The sequence below is a fragment of the Sodalis sp. RH15 genome (assembly GCF_047324255.1).
In the GTDB taxonomy this organism is placed as follows: Bacteria; Pseudomonadota; Gammaproteobacteria; order Enterobacterales; family Enterobacteriaceae; genus Acerihabitans; species Acerihabitans ligni.
In genome coordinates this window covers 2,738,376-2,757,678 of the sequence record NZ_CP178738.1, presented here as the reverse complement: position 1 = coordinate 2,757,678, position 19,303 = coordinate 2,738,376, and the positions used below count along the sequence as shown (strand labels likewise).

Annotated in this window: 19 protein-coding genes; 5 read left to right on the top strand and 14 right to left on the bottom strand. The window is 58.5% G+C overall.

The genetic code is table 11. The features are described 5' to 3' along the window. Positions 1 to 153 precede the first annotated feature (153 nt). Positions 154 to 1,425, bottom strand: coding sequence for a beta-ketoacyl-ACP synthase II (gene fabF, locus ACL2XO_RS12740; protein ID WP_132921985.1), 1,272 nt, complete (start codon positions 1,423 to 1,425; stop codon positions 154 to 156). Further along, positions 1,418 to 1,957: a winged helix-turn-helix transcriptional regulator gene (locus ACL2XO_RS12735; protein WP_413742869.1), complete on the bottom strand. Its 540-nt coding sequence runs from the start codon at positions 1,955 to 1,957 to the stop codon at positions 1,418 to 1,420. Before ACL2XO_RS12735 ends, fabF begins: the two co-directional genes overlap by 8 nt. A gap of 383 nt (positions 1,958 to 2,340) precedes the next feature. Here ACL2XO_RS12735 and ACL2XO_RS12730 point away from each other — a divergent pair, with 383 nt between their 5' ends. Beyond that, positions 2,341 to 3,159 carry a winged helix-turn-helix domain-containing protein gene (locus ACL2XO_RS12730; protein WP_413742868.1) on the top strand — a complete coding sequence of 273 codons (819 nt, stop codon included), beginning with the start codon at positions 2,341 to 2,343 and terminating at the stop codon, positions 3,157 to 3,159. A 92-nt stretch (positions 3,160 to 3,251) separates the two neighbouring features. Here the strand turns inward: ACL2XO_RS12730 and ACL2XO_RS12725 are convergent, their stop codons facing one another. Beyond that, positions 3,252 to 3,374 carry a hypothetical protein gene (locus tag ACL2XO_RS12725; RefSeq protein ID WP_413743118.1) on the bottom strand — a complete coding sequence of 41 codons (123 nt, stop codon included), beginning with the start codon at positions 3,372 to 3,374 and terminating at the stop codon, positions 3,252 to 3,254. Between ACL2XO_RS12725 and ACL2XO_RS12720 the strand changes: the two genes are divergently transcribed. Both ACL2XO_RS12720 and ACL2XO_RS12715 read left to right on the top strand, forming a co-directional pair. Next, positions 3,318 to 3,623: a FidL-like protein gene (locus ACL2XO_RS12720; RefSeq protein ID WP_413742867.1), complete on the top strand. Its 306-nt coding sequence runs from the start codon at positions 3,318 to 3,320 to the stop codon at positions 3,621 to 3,623. The two genes, ACL2XO_RS12725 and ACL2XO_RS12720, sit on opposite strands and share 57 nt — an antisense overlap. 127 nt (positions 3,624 to 3,750) lie before the next feature. Continuing rightward, a complete protein-coding gene (locus tag ACL2XO_RS12715) occupies positions 3,751 to 5,322 on the top strand; it encodes a diguanylate cyclase (protein WP_413742866.1) in 1,572 nt (523 codons plus the stop codon). A gap of 47 nt (positions 5,323 to 5,369) precedes the next feature. Here ACL2XO_RS12715 and ACL2XO_RS12710 read toward each other — a convergent pair whose 3' ends face one another. The 3 genes from ACL2XO_RS12710 to ACL2XO_RS12700 form a co-directional block, all read right to left on the bottom strand. After that, entirely contained in the window at positions 5,370 to 6,131 is a 762-nt protein-coding gene (locus tag ACL2XO_RS12710) for a molybdopterin-dependent oxidoreductase (RefSeq protein WP_132921990.1), read from the bottom strand. Further along, positions 6,118 to 6,729, bottom strand: coding sequence for a cytochrome b/b6 domain-containing protein (locus ACL2XO_RS12705; protein WP_413726926.1), 612 nt, complete (start codon positions 6,727 to 6,729; stop codon positions 6,118 to 6,120). The genes ACL2XO_RS12710 and ACL2XO_RS12705 overlap by 14 nt, the downstream gene beginning before the upstream one ends. Positions 6,730 to 6,834: 105 nt before the next feature. Then, complete coding sequence (locus ACL2XO_RS12700; RefSeq protein WP_132921991.1) at positions 6,835 to 7,461, bottom strand: hypothetical protein; 627 nt, start codon at positions 7,459 to 7,461, stop codon at positions 6,835 to 6,837. A gap of 202 nt (positions 7,462 to 7,663) precedes the next feature. Here ACL2XO_RS12700 and ACL2XO_RS12695 point away from each other — a divergent pair, with 202 nt between their 5' ends. After that, positions 7,664 to 8,332: a heavy metal response regulator transcription factor gene (locus ACL2XO_RS12695; protein ID WP_132921992.1), complete on the top strand. Its 669-nt coding sequence runs from the start codon at positions 7,664 to 7,666 to the stop codon at positions 8,330 to 8,332. Continuing rightward, positions 8,332 to 9,759, top strand: coding sequence for a heavy metal sensor histidine kinase (locus tag ACL2XO_RS12690; RefSeq protein WP_413742865.1), 1,428 nt, complete (start codon positions 8,332 to 8,334; stop codon positions 9,757 to 9,759). The genes ACL2XO_RS12695 and ACL2XO_RS12690 overlap by 1 nt, the downstream gene beginning before the upstream one ends. A gap of 136 nt (positions 9,760 to 9,895) precedes the next feature. Here ACL2XO_RS12690 and ACL2XO_RS12685 read toward each other — a convergent pair whose 3' ends face one another. From ACL2XO_RS12685 to ACL2XO_RS12650, 8 genes are all read right to left on the bottom strand, one after another. Then, complete coding sequence (locus ACL2XO_RS12685; protein WP_203521783.1) at positions 9,896 to 11,029, bottom strand: glutathione-independent formaldehyde dehydrogenase; 1,134 nt, start codon at positions 11,027 to 11,029, stop codon at positions 9,896 to 9,898. Positions 11,030 to 11,259: 230 nt separating this feature from the next. Then, the gene (locus tag ACL2XO_RS12680) at positions 11,260 to 12,990 is read right to left on the bottom strand and encodes an ABC transporter ATP-binding protein (RefSeq protein WP_413742864.1); all 1,731 of its coding nucleotides are present in this window, start codon (positions 12,988 to 12,990) and stop codon (positions 11,260 to 11,262) included. A gap of 9 nt (positions 12,991 to 12,999) precedes the next feature. Next, on the bottom strand, positions 13,000 to 13,947 hold the full coding sequence (locus tag ACL2XO_RS12675; protein WP_413724182.1) for an acetamidase/formamidase family protein: 948 nt from the start codon (positions 13,945 to 13,947) through the stop codon (positions 13,000 to 13,002). Positions 13,948 to 14,122: 175 nt separating this feature from the next. After that, a complete protein-coding gene (locus ACL2XO_RS12670) occupies positions 14,123 to 15,730 on the bottom strand; it encodes an ABC transporter substrate-binding protein (RefSeq protein WP_413742863.1) in 1,608 nt (535 codons plus the stop codon). 13 nt (positions 15,731 to 15,743) lie between these two features. After that, a complete protein-coding gene (locus ACL2XO_RS12665; protein ID WP_207918039.1) occupies positions 15,744 to 16,670 on the bottom strand; it encodes an ABC transporter permease subunit in 927 nt (308 codons plus the stop codon). A 2-nt stretch (positions 16,671 to 16,672) separates the two neighbouring features. Continuing rightward, positions 16,673 to 17,521, bottom strand: a complete 849-nt coding sequence (locus ACL2XO_RS12660) for an ABC transporter permease (protein WP_413742862.1) — start codon at positions 17,519 to 17,521, stop codon at positions 16,673 to 16,675. Then, positions 17,518 to 18,111: an ANTAR domain-containing response regulator gene (locus ACL2XO_RS12655; RefSeq protein ID WP_132921998.1), complete on the bottom strand. Its 594-nt coding sequence runs from the start codon at positions 18,109 to 18,111 to the stop codon at positions 17,518 to 17,520. Before ACL2XO_RS12655 ends, ACL2XO_RS12660 begins: the two co-directional genes overlap by 4 nt. Then, a complete protein-coding gene (locus ACL2XO_RS12650; RefSeq protein WP_413724179.1) occupies positions 18,108 to 19,247 on the bottom strand; it encodes a transporter substrate-binding protein in 1,140 nt (379 codons plus the stop codon). Before ACL2XO_RS12650 ends, ACL2XO_RS12655 begins: the two co-directional genes overlap by 4 nt. Positions 19,248 to 19,303 lie beyond the last annotated feature (56 nt).

The following is a 19,303-nucleotide window of genomic DNA, read 5'->3' as shown; positions in this document are numbered from 1 at the left end:
GCTGTTTAAACGATATATGCCTGAATATATAACGATAAGGCGGGGGGTACAACAGCCATCCCCCCCGCCCCTGATTTACATCAATTCGGATTACGCTTGATTGCGGGCGGTATTATCGCCGCCAAGCCAGGAGCGCCCTGGGAAAAGCTGATATCACGACCATTTTTTCAGCAGGATGCTGGCGTTGACGCCGCCAAAACCGAAGCCATTGGATAAGGCGTAGGTCATTTCATAAGGCTCCGCCTCTTTGCGCACCAGATGCAAACCTTCGGTGGCCGGGTCCGGATTCTCCAGGTTAAGGGTGGCCGGAACGATTTGATCGCGCAAGGCCAGAACGGTAAAAATGGCCTCAAGGCCGCCGGCGGCGCCGAGCAAATGGCCGGTTGCCGATTTGGTGGCGGTGACGGCCAGTGCCGACCCCAAACCGAATAGATGTTTTATGGCGTTGATTTCGCCCAAATCCCCCACCGGAGTCGAGGTGGCATGGGCATTTAAATGCCTCACCTGCTGGGGCGAGACGCCGGCCTGCTTGAGGGCGATTTTCATTGCCCGGTAAGCGCCGTCGCCGTCTTCCGCGCCGGAGGTCATATGATAGGCGTCCGCGGTGGTGCCATAACCCACTATTTCCGCCAGAGGCGTGGCGCCACGGGCCAGGGCATGGTCAAGGGCTTCCACCACCAGCAGACCCGCCCCTTCGCCCATGACAAAACCGTCGCGATCCCGGTCAAAAGGACGGGAAGCGGCGGCCGGAGCGTCGTTAAAGTGAGTGGAAACCGCCCTGGCGGCGGCGAATCCACCCAGGCTTACGGTATCGATGGCCGCTTCGGCGCCGCCGCACAGGGCGATATCCGCCTCATCATTGGCAATCAGGCGAACCGCGTCGCCGATAGCCTGCACACCGGCCGCGCAGGCGGTGACCGGCGCGCCGATAGGTCCGCGGAAATGGTGCTTGATGGAAACATGTCCGGCGGCCAGATTGGCCAGAAACGACGGAACGGTAAAGGGAGAGAGCCGCCCTGGCCCGCGGTTATCCGAGGTTCGCACCGCATTGGCGATGGCGGGGAATCCGCCGATACCGGTGGCGATAATGGTGGCGGTACGCTCCTGACGTTCATCGGTATCGGCCGTCCAGCCGGCCTGACGGAGAGCTTCATCCGCCGCCGCCATGGCGAAGAGGATAAACCGGTCCATTTTTTTCTGATCTTTCGGCGGAACGTACCGATCCGGATACAAACCCGCTTCGGGATCCTGTTCCGACGTCGGCACCTGGCCGCCTATTTTCACCGGCAGCAGCGCGACCATTTCTTCCGGCAAAGGCCCGATCCCCGATTGCCCGGCCAGCAACCTCGACCAGATGGTTTCTACGCCACAGCCTAACGGCGATACGGCACCCATGCCGGTGATCACTACTCGACGCTTATTCATTGCCTGTCCTGTTATAGGGTTGTTGATGTTGGTAAGGAGCGGAAATTTCCCGATGCGCGTCACGCTGCGGCTTGTTGCCCGTTCCGGCGCAACGCGCGGTGGTGATAATATTGACATTATGATAGGTGAGCCGCTCGCCGCTCTGCCTGTCAATCACTTGCGGCGTGACCGCTTTGCCGCTGTGGCGGTGCACCGGCACGATAGTGATCCGATCGTCGTCTAACAAGCGGTTACCCCAGTCCAGCAGTGAAATCAGCACCGGAAACAGCGCCAATCCGCGTTCGGTCAGAAGATATTCATGGCGGACTGGCCGCGTCTGGTAGGGTTGCTTAAACATAATATCGTTTCGCACCAGCGTATTGAGCCGCCGGGTCAGCATGGTGGGGGATATCCCCAGGCTATGCTGGAATTCATCGAATCTGGTCAAACCGCGAAAGGCATCCCGCACGATCAACATGCTCCACCACTCGCCTATCCGTTCCAGGGATTGTGCTATGGGACAAGCCATATGGTCAAAATGGGTTCTTTGCATACTTTCCTGATGGTTATCAGCGGGTTTAACACGCAATCCTCAGTAACTATAATCATTGTAGTCACTTGAGGAATGCTATCCTAGCGTACATGTGTACGCTGAACAAGTCCGATCAGTAGCGCTTTTTGTAATGGCGTACGTTTTTTGTTGATTTTCGGCGCGACATAACTCTTTCTCTCCGCGACGCCGATTATAATCGTCGATAAATAAACCGACGCGTTTTATCCATCGCCTTGGATCGCTACTTAATTAACAGATTTTATTACTGATGACTTTCGGCGCCGCCTCTCAATATACCCTGGCAACGTAAAGTATGACGGGTATATAGTCTTCAAATCAGGTCTATGTATTGTTCGGCTTAGCGGTCCATTATGGAGCCTGTTATGAAGTATTTAATTAATCATTCAGTTTTATTTGACACCGCGGGATATCAATTAGGCTTATTAAATAATAATGCATCTGTAATTAAATTATCCAATACCGCCGGCCGGGTATTGGAAGCGTTAATAGCCGCCCACGGCGAAGGGAATACGGTAACCCGTGAATGGTTATTTGACAGCGTCTGGGTAAAATACGGAATGCAGCCCTCAAACGGCAATTTGAATCAGCAAATCAGCCTGCTGAGAAAAGCGCTCATATCCCTGCATTTGGATGCGACGGCCATAGTGACCTTACCCAAACGCGGGCTGAAGCTTAACGATCGCTTGCTGATAACCCAGCAGGAAGACCCACCTCAGCCGCCCGCCGCGTCTTTGCTCCAACCTCAGGATAGAGAAGACGGGCAGCCGGACGACGCTTTCACCGCCGAAAAATCCTCGTCAACTAAAGAAATCTTTATCAACGGCGTCTTGGGTATCGCCTTTGCCGCCACCCTGTTGATGGCCTATGTCTATTTCAACCGGCAGGATAGGCAGCCGCTGTTTTTACTGGATAAGGTGGATTCTTGCGATATCTATACCCTCCGGCCGGTGCCGGCCCGGGATAAAGAGTCCATGCTCGAACAGTTGCGGCAGGTGATGAGGGGCAATATCGAGAAATGCACAGCGCATCATTTCATCCTGTTTTCCCATAACATTGTGACTAATACCACAATAAGAAGCGGCATTAATCAGCGTAATTTCATGGCTAAATGTGAGCGGGATGCCCAGGGAAATATAGCAAGCTGCCTTAATTTTTACTTTTATAATTGGGACGCACAATGAAAAGAATTCTGGCGGCCTGTTGTCTGGTCACAATTTTTTCCGGCCTGTTTTATCTGTATCATTATCGTCATCCTTTCGCGGGGTTTCAATGTTCAGGCATGATGGTGTTCAGGGCCAATACCCCGCAAGGCCGCTTTAGCTACACGGCCGAAGCTAAAATGTTTTTTACCAATCGCCGCGAAGGGTTTTACGTCCTGAACGGCACTTTTGCTCATAACGGGCAAACCTTTAATTTACATCGCACAAAATTTTTCTCTTATCGGCGAAAAAATAATCAGGATTTGTATGAAATCATCATCACAAGAGAAATAATATCCAATATGGACAATACGCCTAAATCGGCGACAGATCCGGTGCTGATACCGGTGGGGGAATCGGTTTTGCCCCGCTTTCGGCGTTTGGATAAACGTTCAATACTCGTCAGTTTGATATATTCACCCTTCTTTATATGTGCCAAGGAGTGACCTGCGCTATTAAATCCCGCTGAATCTTTGACTAAGTGTGACAATGCATAAATACTCTTAATGAACATGTCAAATTATGTCATTAGCGGCAGCCCTTCTGCCTGACCCGAGATGCTGTGGATACCCCATGAGAAAAACAAGACCCTTCGGCTCCCCCCGGCAAAGAGTCCGTAACAGCGCAGTCTACGGTCACCAGCGATTTACCCTGTTGTTCCAGCTCGGCGCTTCCGCCGTGTTGCTTATCCTGGCGCTTATCGTATTGAACAGCTTGCATTTATGGCGCACCTATCATCAGGCGCTGGCGCGTTCCCAGACCAATACCGCCAATCTCACCCAGGCGCTGACCCAGCATGCCAGCGATACCTTTGTCCAGGCCGAGGCAACCCTGGAAGAACTGGCTGAAATGATCCATCAACAGGGCATGGACCCGGACAAATGGCCCGTTCTGCATCGGCTTTTCAAGGAAAAAACCCAAGGTTTGCAGCAAATAGACGCCATTTCCCTCTATGACGCCCGGGGCCGTATGCTGGTGACGGCGGCGGATAACTTACCGTCGGTGAATGATTTTTCCGACCGGGATTATTTTAGATATCACCGCGATCATCCGGATTTGACCATACATATCGGCCAGGTAATCCGCAGCCGCATGACCCAAGAGCTGATATTACCCCTCTCCCGCCGCCTTGATAATTCCGATGGCAGCTTCGCCGGCGTGCTGCTTGAAAGCGTGATGATCAGCCATTTCCGGAATTTCTATACCAAATTCGTTATCAGCGACGACTCCACGTTAATGATGCTGCTCAATAACGGCACCGTGCTATACCGCCATCCTTACAATGAAAAAGCCATCGGCACCACCATCGCCGATTCACCGCTGTATAAAGATAATATCCGTCAAAATCAATCCGGCACCGTCAACAGCGCCCTGGCGAACGACCCTCAGTCCATGGTTTACAGCTATGAGCATCTCAAACAGTTCCCGGTCATTATCACCAGCGGGGTATCCATGGATCAGGCGTTGGCCGACTGGCGGCATGATGCCATCAGCCATGCCGTCATGACGCTGATTTTTGTCCTGATGATTTCCCTTGTCTGCCTGCTGCTAATGCGGCAGGTACGGGCCAGAATGCGGATTGAACTGGAGTTGATCCATGCGCAGCAGGAGCTGCGTAAATTAAACCGGTCCCTGGAAAAGCTGGCGCGCTCCGACGGGCTGACCGGCCTGTATAACCGGCGCCACTTCGATTTGGTATTCAAAAATGAATTCAACCGTGCTATAGAACTTCGCCGGCCGCTGGGGCTGATTTTGCTGGATATCGATTTTTTCAAGCAATATAACGATATTTACGGCCATGTGGCCGGGGACGAGTGCCTGCGGCTCATTGGCAATACCCTGCGCGCGCTGCCCCTGCGCCAGCGCGATCTGGCGGCCCGCTACGGCGGCGAGGAATTTATCGTCCTGCTGCCGGAAACCGACAAAACCGGCGCCCTGGCGGTGGCCGGACGGATTCAGGACAAGATAGGGCAACTTGAAATCCAGCATCGGGGCAGCCCGGTGGGCAGTATCAGCGCAAGCATCGGCATTTATGTCGGATTGCCCTTCAGCGAGGTAGATACGCCGTCCAAACTGGTGGTCAGGGTGGATGCGGCGCTGTATGAGGCCAAGCGGCTGGGCAGAAACCGGATTTGCGAAGCCTGACGGGCCGGGCGGCGCGGCATCCCGCCCGGCGCCGGCGATATTGTCTGTTATATCCCGCTAAACCAGTTATACCCCTGATCCTCCCAGTAGCCGCCGGGATTGGTATTGCTGACGGAAATCGCCACGATATGCTTGGCATTTTTGAAACCCAGTTTGGTGGGCACGCGTAATCGCAGCGGATAGCCAAACTCATCCGGCAGCTCCTTGCCGACAAAATCCAGCGCCAGCGTGGTTTGGGGATGTAGCGCGGTGGCCATGTCGATGCTGGAGTAATAACGATCGGCACAGCGGAAGCCGACAAAACCGGCCCGCATATCCGCCCCCACATGCTGTAAAAAGGTGCGCAGCGGCACACCGCTCCATTGACCGATAGCGCTCCAGCCTTCAATGCAAATCAGGCGGGTAATCTGGCTTTGCTGCGGCAATGCCCGCAATTTTTGCATGGTCCAGGGACGCTTATCCGTCACCAGGCCGGAGACGTCCAATTGCCAGGTGGCGATATCCACCTCCGGCACGTTATCTTCGGGATAAAAAGCATTAAAGCGAAAAGGCGTGGTTATCTGGTCGGGGCGATAGGTTTGCGCCGGCCGCCGGTCGCTGAACAGCCAGGCCTGCACCCGGTCATTCCAGCGCGACATGGCCCATAGCACCTTATCCACATCATCGCCGTCCTGCATATTGCAGCCGGTAAGCATCGTCAGCGCCCCCAGGGTCAGGCCGGAGCGCAGAAGCAAACGGCGCTGCAATCGGTACAGCTCTTTCTTTTGGGCCGGCTCCAATACCAGCCCGCTCTTTTTAGGGTTGTTCATTGCGTGTTTTCCGTGGTTTACGGCGCAGGTAACCGGTAATCATCGGCAAAAAAGTGCTGGGCACCATCAGCACCATGGCCAGATGGACCACCACAAAAACGCCGATGGCGCTCATGGCGAAAAAATGGACATAGCGCGCCCGGTCGAAGCCGCCGAACACCGCCACCAGCCAACTCAGCTGCACCGGTTTCCAAATGGACAGTCCCGACAGCACCAGCACCAGGCCGCACAGCAGGACAAAAAGATAAAATGCTTTTTGCACGGCATTATATTCGCCGGGCCGGTGGATAAGCCGGAACATGAGGGCCGCCCGCAGATCCCGCCACAGAGAGGCAGGCGTCACCGGCAGGAAATCCCGGCGGAAATGGCCGCTGGCCAAGCCCCATGACAGGTAGAGCAGTCCGTTGGCCGCCAGGGCCCACATCACCGCCAGATGCCAGGCAATGGAGCCGCCGAGCCAGCCTCCCAGGGTCAGCGCGGCGGGAAAGGTAAAGGGAAATATCGGCGAGGCGTTATAAATACCCCATCCGCTCATAAACATGCCGCACATAATCAGCACGTTCAGCCAATGGGTAATACGCACCGGCAACCGGTGCATAGGGATTTTCACCGCTGTGGGAACACTTTTCACAGGCACTCTCCTTAAGCCCGGCACAACCGGCCGGAGACCGGCGCAAAGCACCGCCGCCCGGCCGTTTCACTGTTACATCGGCGGTATGGTGCCGTTGACGCCGGCAACGATACGAGCCGCCACCACTGGCGTGGCGCTGCCCGGCGCCGGCCACAAAATAACGTGCGCGCCCTGGACCAGCTGCGAACGATTACCAGGTGACAACGTCACAACTGGCACGTCATCCGGCACAATAACCTTTTTCTCGCCGTTCTGGTATTTTACCGTCATGGTGTGGCCGTTGGCATTCACCAGGGTGCCGACGGTGCCGTTGGTCATGGTGCCGGTTTTACCGTCGGCCCCCTGCCATGGCCGGAAGCCTTCACCGGATCCCCGCAGCGACGGGTCGAACACATGCACTTCCAGCGCTTTCAGCGTACCGTCCGGCTGCGGCGCCGCGGCGGTGCCGATAAAGCTGTTGGGTTTGATATCGCTTATCTTACCTTGCGATACCGCCGATACGGTGGTTTTGTCATTCAGGGTGGCTGTGTGCTCCTGACCCCGGCGATCGGTTATCTGCAGTTGATCGCCGCTGATTTGCGTGATGGTGCCGCGAATCGCCATCATGGGCTTGGCCGGCGCATCCGCCGCCTGTACCGCTACGCTGCCTAAGGTCAATGCTCCCGCCAGTAGTCCTGTCAATAATCTGAGTTTGGCCATGTGATTCTCCTTTGAATATTCGGTCCGGCCGATGCCGCGCCGGTCATCTGTGCATCCGGTACTTCTCGCCCCGGAGGCCTGTTTCCCTGTCAGCTTGGCAAACCAACCCGGTCCGCCGGATGACCGTTCGATGACAATATTGTCATCAACCGGCGTCAAACAAACTGTTAAACTGGGAATGTGGCCGGGAGGACATATCTGGATGCGTATACTGATAGTAGAAGATGATCTCAGTACTGGTGAATATTTGCGAAAAGGCCTCGGGGAAGCCGGCTATAGCGTCGATCTGGCCCGCACCGGTCCGGACGGCCTGTTTCTGGCCCTGGAGAACATTTACGATGTCATCATACTGGATGTGATGCTGCCGGGATTGGACGGCTGGCAGCTTATGGACATAATCCGTAAAAAAAGCGATGTTCCGGTGCTGTTTCTTACCGCCCGGGATCAGGTGCAGGATCGGATTCACGGCCTGGAGCTCGGGGCGGACGATTATCTGATCAAGCCCTTTTCGTTCACCGAATTGGTGCTGCGCATCCGCACCCTGCTGCGCCGCGGCGTCATTCGCGAGGAGAACGATTTCCATCTGGCGGACTTGCATATCGATATGCTGCGGCGCAAAGTCACCCGTCTGGATACCGCGATTATCCTGACCAACAAAGAGTTCGCCCTGTTGTCGCTGCTGGTGCGGCGCCAGGGAGAGGTACTGTCGCGGACCCTTATCGCCTCCCAGGTCTGGGACATGAATTTTGACAGCGATACCAATGTGGTGGATGTGGCGGTCAAGCGCCTGCGCGCCAAAATGGATCGCCCTTTCGAGGTTAAACTTATCCATACCGTGCGCGGTATCGGTTATGTCTGCGAAGTACGTTGATGATGATGCCGCGTTTCCCTTCTCTCTCCCTTACCGCCCGTTCGGCCCTGCTGTTCGCCGTGCTGGCCGCCCTGGTGATAAGCAGCGTGGGATTGTATCTGTACGGCGATATGGCCCGTTCCATGCGCCATCAGGCCGCCGCGCAAACCGCCAACCGGGTGGCCTATTTCCGCAGCCTGCTGGGCAATGCATTTCCCATTTCGCTACTCAGCGATAACCCGCATTTATTTGAGAATATGCTCGGCAACGAACGGGATATTCTGATATTCCAGCGTCCGGGCCAGACGCCGCTTATCAATGTCAATCCGGGGCATTACCGGTTGCCGACGGTGGCGCCGGTGGCGGACGGCGTTCCGGTGTCCCTCGGTGCGGTGCATGCCGCCAGCACGCCGGAAGGCGTTCCCATCCGCTTTGTGACGGCCTGGGTCAGTCTGGCCGGCCATGATCCCATCCAAATCACCGCCGGTCATATTATGCTAAACGAGACGCGCATGCTGGCGCAGTACCGCGATCGCATCATCGCGGCGGTGATAGGGGCGTTTTTACTCATAGCCCTGCTGGGCTACGGCGTGATGCGCCACGGACTGAAGCCGCTGCGGCGCATGGCGGCCCAGGCTGAAGGCATCCATCCCGCCACCCTCACTACCCGCCTGTCCGAACAGGGCGCGCCGGCGGAGCTGCACCAGGTGATCCGGTCGTTTAACGCCATGCTGGACCGGCTGGCGGACGGCTACCAGCGGCTGAGCCGCTTCTCCGCTGATTTGGCCCATGAAATCCGCACGCCGGTGAACGCCCTGATGGGCCATTGCCAGGTAGCCTTGTACCAGCGCCGTTCGGCGCAGGAATACGAAAGCGTGCTGGTCCGAAACAGCGAAGAGCTGGAGCGCATTTCGCGCATGGTGGAAAATATCCTGTTCCTGGCGCGGGCCGGCGAAGCCCAGTCCGCCATTTCGCCGGTGCCGCTGCCGCTGGAAGTCGAGCTGCAGCGGATTGCCGATTATTTTGAAGGACTGGCGGAAGAACGGGGCCTGGCGCTGCGTTGCCGGGGGGAAGGCATGGTCCAGGCGGATGCCATGCTGCTGCGCCGGGCCTTAAGCAATCTGGTGGACAATGCCATACGTTATGCCGACGCCGACAGCGACATTATCCTCAGCGGCCGTCGCGATGGCGACGGCTGGCTGATTGAAGTCATCAATCATGGTCCGCCCATTCCGCCGGATCATATGGACAAGCTGTTCGACCGGTTTTACCGCGCCGACGACGCGCGCACCAGCAGCGGTAACGCCAGCGGCCTGGGATTGTCCATTGTGCAGGCCATCATGAAACTGCACCGGGGCAGCGCCGGCGTCAGCTGCACGCCGGCGGGCGAGATTTGCTTCCATCTCTATTTCCCGGACAATATAAACGATGCCCAGGCGGCGGCCTGAATCCGCCCCGGATCGAACCCCTGATAACCGTTGAATTGACGTTATGATGTCACGTTGACGGCGTGTTTACGATCCGGCAGCCTGTCCCGATTGGGCGCTTTGTTAACGAACTCACGGCCGGAGGCCGGCTTTCCTGTCAAGGCTTGAGAATCACCTTGGTCCAGCCGGGATCCCGGTTATCAAAGTGTTCGTAGGCCTCGGGGGCTTGTGCCAGGTGCAGGCGGTGCGAGATAATCTGCGACGGCTTGGCCCGGCCTTGATGGATAAGTTTCGCCAGCTGCCGGTTATAGGCCTTCACGTTGGCCTGCCCGGTGCGGATCTGCTGCCCCTTGAACCAGAAGCTGCCGAAATCAAACGGCATCTTGCCTGCTTTGGCAAGCTCGGTCTTCGCCCCCGGATCCTGCGGCACGAAGACCCCCACCACACCGATGCCGCCGGTGGCGCGGGTGGATGCCACCAGGCTGTTCATGGTGTCGGAATTATCTTCATGGCCGTGTTTATCGCAGCATTGATAACCGACGCATTCACAGCCGCAATCGGTGCCGCGTCCGTCGGTCAGATTAAGGATCTTCTCCACCGCCGCCTCTCCCACCGCCTTCACCGGGGTCGCGCCCATTTTTTCGGCCAGTGCCAGCCGGCTGTCATGGGTATCCACCACAAACACCTGGGATGCCCCTTTGATCATCGCCGAGTGGGCCGCCATCAGCCCAACCGGACCGGCGCCGTATATCGCCACGCTGTCACCGGGCCGCAGGCCCGCCAGTTCGGTGGCGTGCCAGCCGGTGGGGAAAATATCCGACAGCATGACATAGTCATCCTCTTTTTCCACCGCGTCCGGCGGCAGTATCAGACAGTTGAAATCGGCGAACGGTACCCGCAAAAGTTCCGCCTGGCCCCCTTCATAAGGCCCCATTTCGGCAAAACCGTAAGCGGCGCCCGCTGTGCCGGGATTGGCCGTCAGGCAAAAGCCGGTCAGCCCGCGCTCGCAGTTTTCACAAAAACCGCAACCGATGTTAAACGGCAGGCAGACATAGTCGCCGGCCTTAACCCGCTCCACCCCCGCGCCCACCTCAATGACCTGGCCGAGATTTTCATGGCCGAAAATGCGGCCGCGTTCAAAGCTGGTGCGCCCTTCATACATATGCAGATCCGAGCCGCAAATATTCGTGGTGGTGATACGAATCAGCGCATCGGTAGGCTTGGTGATTCGGGCGTCCGGCATGTCCTTGATGGCGACATCGCGGGGACCGTTATAAACGACTGCTTTCATTATTTCCTCCGGCAGGTGATTTTATTGCAGTGATGAGGCGGTCATTCCTCTTCTTATAACGGATAGCTCAAATCATCCTGGGCCGCGAATAAAGATAAATTTTTTTACACTATGGCGGCGCGGGTCGATGAAAGAAAAAGCGAAAAAACAGGCGCAGCGGCGCTTTCGATATGAAAACGCAGCGAGTTGAAATACAATAAATTAATAATACTAATGATTAATGCAGCCAGCTAGCAGGCGGCCAGATGACCGTTGCCGTAATCCTGGAACCGCTGCGGCGGAATCTGATAGCCGAAGGGTTTAATGGGGTCCGGCCGCTCCATTTCAGCAAGCAGCGGGCGGAAATCCCGTTTGTGGTTGACATCCAGCGAGGGCACCGCGCTCAGCAAGCGCCGGGTATAGGGATGGCGGGGATGATGCAATACCGAATCCCGCGGACCGATTTCCACGATCTGGCCGCAATACATCACCGCCACCCGGTGACAAATGCGTTCAACCACCGCCATATCATGGGAAATAAAGACATAGCTCAGTTGAAACTCACCCCGCAGCCATTCCAGCAAATCAAGCACCTGGGCCTGCACGGAAACATCCAGCGCCGAGACCGATTCATCAGCGATGATCACCTTGGGATTGAGGGCCAGGGCGCGGGCAATGCAGATGCGCTGGCGCTGGCCGCCGGAAAACTGGTGAGGATAGCGGGCCAGGGCATCGGCGGACAGCCCCACCTGCTCCAGCAGCGCCGCCACCCGTTGCACCCGGAGGGCATGCGCCAGACCGTCATGGATCAGCAGCGGTTCCCCCACCAAATCAAAAATGGTCTTGCGCGGGTTGAGCGCCGCGTACGGGTCCTGGAACACCATCTGTATATCCCGCCGCACCGCCCGCAGGTCCTCGCCCCGCAGTCCGTTCAGCTCCCGCCCCTCCAGGGTGGCGCTGCCGCGAAAGGGGATCATGTTCAGCAGCGCCTTGCCGGTGGTGGATTTGCCGCAGCCGCTTTCGCCGACGATACCGAGGGTTTCTCCCGCAAAGAGATCAAAACTGATATTTTCCACCGCGTAAACCTGCCGCTTTTGCCCGAACCCCTGACCGCGCACCGGAAAGCGCACGGTCAGGTCCCGCACGGATAACAGCGGTCTCTCTTGCGCCACCGGCGCCAGCGGCGGCGCGCTGCCCAGCACCGGCACCGCCGCCAGCAGTTTGCGGGTGTAGGCGGCCTGGGGCGCGCTGAACAGCGTTTGGGCGGAAAGCTGCTCTTCCACCCGTCCCTGATTCATCACCACCACTTGGTCCGCCATTTCAGCCACGACGCCCATATCATGGGTGATGAGCAGCAGGCTGGTGGAAAAATCCTGCTGCAGCTCGCGCATCAACTGCAGAATCTGCGCCTGGATGGTGACATCCAGCGCCGTGGTGGGCTCGTCGGCAATGAGGATTTCCGGCTGGCACAGCATCGCCATGGCAATCATCACCCGCTGGCGCATGCCCCCGGACAGCTCATGGGGATACTGCCCCAGCCGCTTTTCCACCTGGGGCAATTTCACCGCGTCCAGCATGGCCAGTATCCGCCGGCGTACATCCCCACGCCCGAGATGCTCATGGCGCCGCAGGGTTTCTTCCAACTGCTGCGCCACGGTCATCAGCGGGTTCAGCGAGGTCATAGGCTCCTGGAAGATCATGCCGATGCGCTTGCCGCGCAGCTGTTGCATCCGGCGTTCGCCCAGGCTCAGCAAATCATCGTTGCCAAACAGGATGGCGCCGCCGGGAACAGACGCGTCCTCCGGCAAAAGTCCCATGATAGCCAGCGACGTCAGTGACTTTCCACTGCCCGACTCGCCGGCGATACAGAGCGTTTTACCGGGCAGCAGGGAAAAACTCACATCATCCACTACCCGCCGGCTGCCGAATTCAATAGACAATCGCTCCACGGACAGCACCGGCCGGTCATTGGCTGCTAACATCGTCCGCCCTCACTGTAATACCGTTTTCGGAAAATAGAACGAAACCACCCAGTTCGGCGCATCCACTATCTCGCTGATGCGCAAATCGCCGCACACCGAACAGAGCATATAGGCGTCTTCGGCCCGCATGCCGTGCTCGCGGCACAACCAGTCAATGGTATAACGCAGCGCGTCCCGGGCGGCGGTCATCAAATCGCCGCCGACGCCGGTAAACACCTCGTAGCCGCCACCGTCCAGATGACGGGTAACCGGACCGGGGGTACTGAACCGCGGCGCCGGCAGCGGCGTGTTTTTTATAAGATCAAGAGTCAACACCACGTCCATGGCGCTCTCAATGGCGGTGCCGCACACCTCGCCGTCACCCTGGGCGGCATGGGTATCGCCGATGGAAAACAGCGCCCCGGCCGTTTCCACCGGCAGGTAGAGGATACAGCCGGCGGTGAGATCGCGGATATCCAGATTGCCCCCGACCCGGCGCGGCGGCACCACCGAATGCAGGCCCGGCGCGCCGGGCGCCACGCCAATGGTGCCGGCGAAGGGTTTTAACGGCACCTTGCCGTACTCGCCGAAGGCGCAGGGCGCCATAGAGTGCCGGTCGTACTGCCACAGGGCCAGCGCCGGCGCGGTGAACTCCTCCGCCAGCAGGCCGAAGCCGGGGATGACGGCGGTCCAGCCAAAGCCGCCGGGCCTGAACTCATCCAGGGTGATTTTCAAGACATCCCCCGGCTGCGCTCCTTCCACATACACCGGACCGTTCACCGGATTGATTTTATCAAACGGCAGGCTGCCCACCGCCGCCGCCGTGGAACCGGGGGAAAAGTGGCCGTTGCCGGAATCCAGGCAGTGGAATTCCAGCGTCGTGCCCGGCGCCACTCTGGCCGCCGGGGCCAGGCTATTGTCCCAGCCGAAATGATGCTGGGCATGATGGATTGTTTTTACCAGGCAATTCTGACACATGCTCATCTCCTTAGACCCTAGGTAATCCTTGTTACCAGAAGGCGGCAAGCCCGCGCATCCCCTGGAGCCCAGCTAGCTAAGCGACCGGGGTAAGCGAGCGCAGCCAACGCCGGCAACTCGAACTATGACGGGTATGGCCCGCCGGCCTTAGCCTATGCAAGGCCGGTGGCGGCGGTTATTTGATCCAGATGGCGTCGTAGTTCACCGGCACGTGTACCGGATCCACATACAGCGCGTCCGCCCCGCCCATACGCGCCGAATGCACCGTATAGCGTTTTTCATTGAAAATAGGCGCCCAGGGCGCGTCGGCCATGGCTTCGATAAAGATCTTGCGCCACAGGGCAATGCGCTGTTCCTGCTGATCGGGCTGGGTTAGGCTGTCGGCCTTGGCGGCTTCGGCATCCAGGGTTTTATTGCAATAGCGCGACCAGTTCCAGCCGCCGTCCACCGCCCCCATACAGCCGAGGATCGGTCCCCAGAAGTCGGACGGGTCCGGGAAATCGGCAATCCAGGCCATACCGCCGGACCACACCATCGGCGCCTGATCCGCCGAACCGCCGGCGGCAATCACGTTGGCCTGGGCCAGGGATTTAATCGCCACGCGGATACCCACCTTGGCCAGATCCTGCTGGATGGATTGGGCGATACGCGGCTGCGGATCGGTATTCATCACGTAAAGCTCGGTATCGAACCCTTTGGCAAAACCGGCCTGATCCAGCAATTGTTTCGCTTTGGCGACGTCAAAGGCATAGCCTTTATAGTCTTTGTCATATCCCGGCATGGCGGGAGGCAGCGGCTGGTTGGCCGGCGCCGCGCGGCCGTTGATGATCCTGACGATGCGATCCTTGTTGATGGCCATATTCACCGCCTGCCGGACCTTCACATTATCAAACGGCGGCAGGGTGGTCTTCATGGTGACATAGCCGGTTTGCAACTGATCGCCGGTCACCAGCATGCCTTTGTATTTCGGGTCCTGCTTGAACTGCAGGAACTGGGCCGGCGGCACGCCGTCGCCGGCAATATCCACCTCGCCCTTTTCCAGTCTCAGCAGCGCCACCGATGGATCCTGCCCCACTTCGAAACGGATGCTGTTCAGATGGGGGATACCGGCCCGGTAGTAATGGGGATTCTTTTTGAACACCAGCTCCTGGCCAAGCTTCCACTCGCTCAGCTCAAAGGCGCCGGTGCCCACCGGATGCTTGCCGAAATCCGCTCCCCACTGATCCACGGCTTCTTTCGGCACGATGGAGGCGAAGTTCAGCGCCATCACCTGCAGGAACGTGGCGTTGGGCTCTTTTAGGGTTATCTTGACCGTATTGGGATTCACTACCTCAATACCGCTCAAATGGTCGGCTTTGCCGGCGGCCATCTCGTCATAACCGGCGATGGCGCTGAAAAAGCCGGCGCCGGGGCTTTGGGTTTTCGGATTCACCGTCCGCTCCAGGGAGTACTTCACATCGTCGGCGTTTAGCGTGCGGCCGTTATGGAAGGTCACGTCCTTGCGCAGGGTAAAGGTATAGACCTTGCCGTCGTCGGAGATGCTGTAATCCTGCGCCAGATCCTTTTGCAGATCCGTGGTGCCGGGCTTGTAATCCATCAGGCGGCTGAACAGGCTTTTGATCATCGACCAGTTCTGCCAGTCATAGCCGATGGCCGGATCCAGGGTGGCGATATCGCTTTGGTAGGTCACCACCGCATCGCCGCCGTCTTTCGGTTCATCCGCCTGGCCGGCGCCCGCATACAGCACTCCCGCCAGGGCCAGCATAAGTAAACTTTTTCTCATTTCCTTGCTCCTGTTACCGTTGTTTTTTCACGTCGATGCGAGGATCGACCCATGGCAAAATCAGATCCGCCAGCAAATTGCCCAACACAATCGCCACCGCCGATACGGTGGTAACGCCCACAATGACCGGAATATCCACCTGCTGAATGGCCTGCCAGGCCAGTTGGCCGATACCGGGCCAGCCGAACACCGACTCCACCACCACCAGCCCGCCGAGAAAGATGCCGATATCAATGCCGATCATCGGGATCAGCGGCAATATGGCGTTCGGCAGCACATGTCGGCACACCACCCGCGCCCGGCTCAGACCCTTGGCCCGGGCGGTGCGGATAAAATCCTGATGCAGCACATCAATCATCGATGAGCGCAGCATGCGCGAGTACCAGCCGCTGCCCAGAATGCCCAGGGTCAGCGCCGGCAGGGCGATATGGCTGAAACCGCCGTACCCCCCCATGGGAAACCAGTTGAGCACGGCGGCAAAAAGATAAAGAAACAGCATGGCGGCGATAAACTGCGGCGCCGAGACGCCGATAAACGACAGCGCCATCAATATTTTGTCCGCCAGGCCATCCCGCCGCAGCGCCGCCAGGGTACCGAGGGTAATGCCTATCGCCAGTTCACAGCCGATACCCGCCGCCATCAGCTGCAGCGACGGGCCGATGCGGGAGGAGATCAGTTCGCTGACCTGGCTGCGCTGTATAAACGAGCGGCCCAGATTGCCGTGCAGCAAATCGAACAGGTAATGCAGGTACTGCCGGTAAAAAGGCAAATCCAAACCCAGCTGATGGCGGATGCTGGCCACCACTTCCGGCGTAGCGCTGCGCCCGGCGATTTGCCGGGCGGGATCGGCGGGCAGCATAAACAGCAGCAGATAGCTGATAAGCGTCACCCCCAATAAAATCAGCAGGGCATGGCCGAGTCGGCGGCTCAGGAACAGCAGCATCATGAACGTCCTTTCAAAGTAGGATCCAGAGCGTCGCGCATGGCGTCGCCGAGCAGATTGAATGAGAGGGAGAGCAGCACAATGGCCGCCCCCGGGAAAAACACCAGCCAAGGGGCGGAAGTGAAATAGGTCTGGCTTTCGAAAATGATATTGCCCCAGCTGGCGGTGGGGGGCTGTACGCCGACGCCGAGGAACGACAGGGTGGCCTCAAGCAATACGGTGGTGGAGATACCCAGGGTCGACCAGACCAGAATGGTGGGCACCAGATGCGGCAGCAGGTGCACGGCGAGGATCCGCAGCGGCCCGGCCCCCAGGGTTTTTTCCACCGCCACGAAATCCCGCGCGCCGAGAGTGTTGGTTTCGGCATAAATCACCCGGGCGATTTGCACCCAGTTCACCATGGCTATCACCATGGCCACGATCCAGACGCTGGGCTGGAAAATCGCCGCCAGGGTAATGGCCAGCAATAAGGCCGGAAACGCCATCATCAGGTCGGTAAACCGCATCAGCAGCCCGCCGAGCCTGCCTTGGAGATAGCCGGCGCACAGCCCCACCAGCGTGCCGATAACCACCGCCAGGCCGTTGGCCGCCACCCCCACCAGTAATGATGTGCGGGCACCGTAAATCAGGCGGGACAGCAGGTCGCGGCCGAGCAAATCCGTACCCAGCCAGAAATGGCTCCCCGGACTCAGCGGCGCGCCTTCCACGCTTAGCCCTTCGGTAAACTGTTCATTGGGATCGAATGGCGCGCACCAGGGCGCCAGCAGCGCCGCCAGCACCACCACGGCGATATATCCCACCGACAGCCAGACCGCCGGCCGCCGCCAGAAACCGCGGGGCGAACTCATCCCCGTTCTCCGCGCCGCTTGAGGGCCGCTTGTCCCAACCGCTGGCGACAGATATCCTCAATACGCCGGTTGGTGCGCATGGATTCCCCCCGCAGCCAGGCGTAGGCCTGCCGTTCGTCCAGATCCCGCTCCACCATCAGCGCGGCCAGGGTTTGAGCCAGTTCAGCGTTAAAATCCAGCCGACGATGGGCCAAAGACAGGTTCCGGCTATCCTCGTTCAACTGCTGGCGCAGACCCACCGCCATCATCAACGTGGTATAAATCGCCCGCTGGTTGATGGGCTTTGGCAGCAGCGCGGTGGCCCCCAGATCAATGGCCCGCTGGATTTGCGACAGCGCTTCGTGGGAGGTCAGGGCCACGATGGGCAGACCCGCCTGATTCAGACTTGCCAGCAGCCGCGGACTGGCAAAATGCTCCAGCTCCACCAGCGCCGCGCACAGCGGCTCTTCCGGCGGCGGGCCGTCCAGCGCCGCCGTCAGCCAGCGCACGCCCATGCGCGGCAGGCTTTTTTCCAACGCCGCCAGGGTTCGGGCTTCGCAATCCACCAACAACAGCGGGCGGGCTTCAAATTCCGGTGATGTCAGGTTCATTTCACTATCCTCATGGGTCTGCCCGCGCCCTTCAGGCGCTCGGAAATAGGCTGTCGCAGATCGGTCAAGGTCAGGTAGGGATCCGGCGCCAGACAGTGCTCCTCGCTGTGGATCAGTTCCAGCACTCCGTGCCGTAACTCAGTGATATGACAAGGCAGATAGGTATGATTGTTGCGGCGTGAAATTTTCATCGGCCCCATGAAGGTGACGTTGTCACTATCATACAGCGCCTCGCAAATCCCTTGCGGATCAAGGCTGTCGGTCCGTTGCAGCGCCCGGGCAAACAGCAGCACCGCCAAATAGGCGCCGGTATAATAATGGGAATAATGGCCCGGGCCGTGGCGCCGCCGCTGGCGCGCGCAGAATAACGGGTCCGCCGTTTCGAAGAACGGCCCGCATGAAAACAGCCGCAAGGCTCTGATTTCCCCGAGCTGGCTCAACTCCGCCTCGGTCAGGTTGCAGCTGAGCACCGGCAGGGAGAGATGCCGCCGGGCGCAGATATCGTCCAGACGGCGCAAAAAGGCGTAGGAGGATTCCCCCACCAGGTTATTCAGTACAAATGACGGCGCGCCGGCCAGCAGCGAATGCACCACCTCGTCCACCCCGGTATGCCCGAGATGAAGGAATTTTTCGCCGGTAATCTCGCCGTTAACCGCCGTCACCACTTCACGGGCGATACGATTGCTCTCCCAGCCCCACACGTAATTGGAACCGATTAAAAACGCCCGGGTGCCGAAATTTTCCAGGGCCAGCCGCAGCAACGGCACCAACGTCTGATTGGGGCAGCCGCCGAGATAAATCACCTGCTCGCTGCTTTCAAAGCCTTCATAGGGGGAGCCGTACCATAACAGCGCGTTATGCTGTTCCAGGTCCGGGATAATCTCTTTGCGGCTGGCGGAGGTAATGGTGCCGAAAATATGCCGCACCCCTGCCCCAATCAGCTGCGCCACCCCGGCGCTGTAGTCCGCCAGCCGCGCCTGGGGATTGATATGCCGCGCCCGCAGCAGGAAATCGTACCCGGCGTCCTGGTTGATTTCCGCCAGGGCATCCTGCGTTCCCGCCAGGGCGCCGGCCGCCATGTGGCGGTAGGTACCGTCGGTGGATAACAATATCCCGATATCAATACTCCGGCGCATTTCCCTTTCTCCAAAAAAAAACCCGATCGCCCCTTACGGGAAGATCAGGCTTCGTT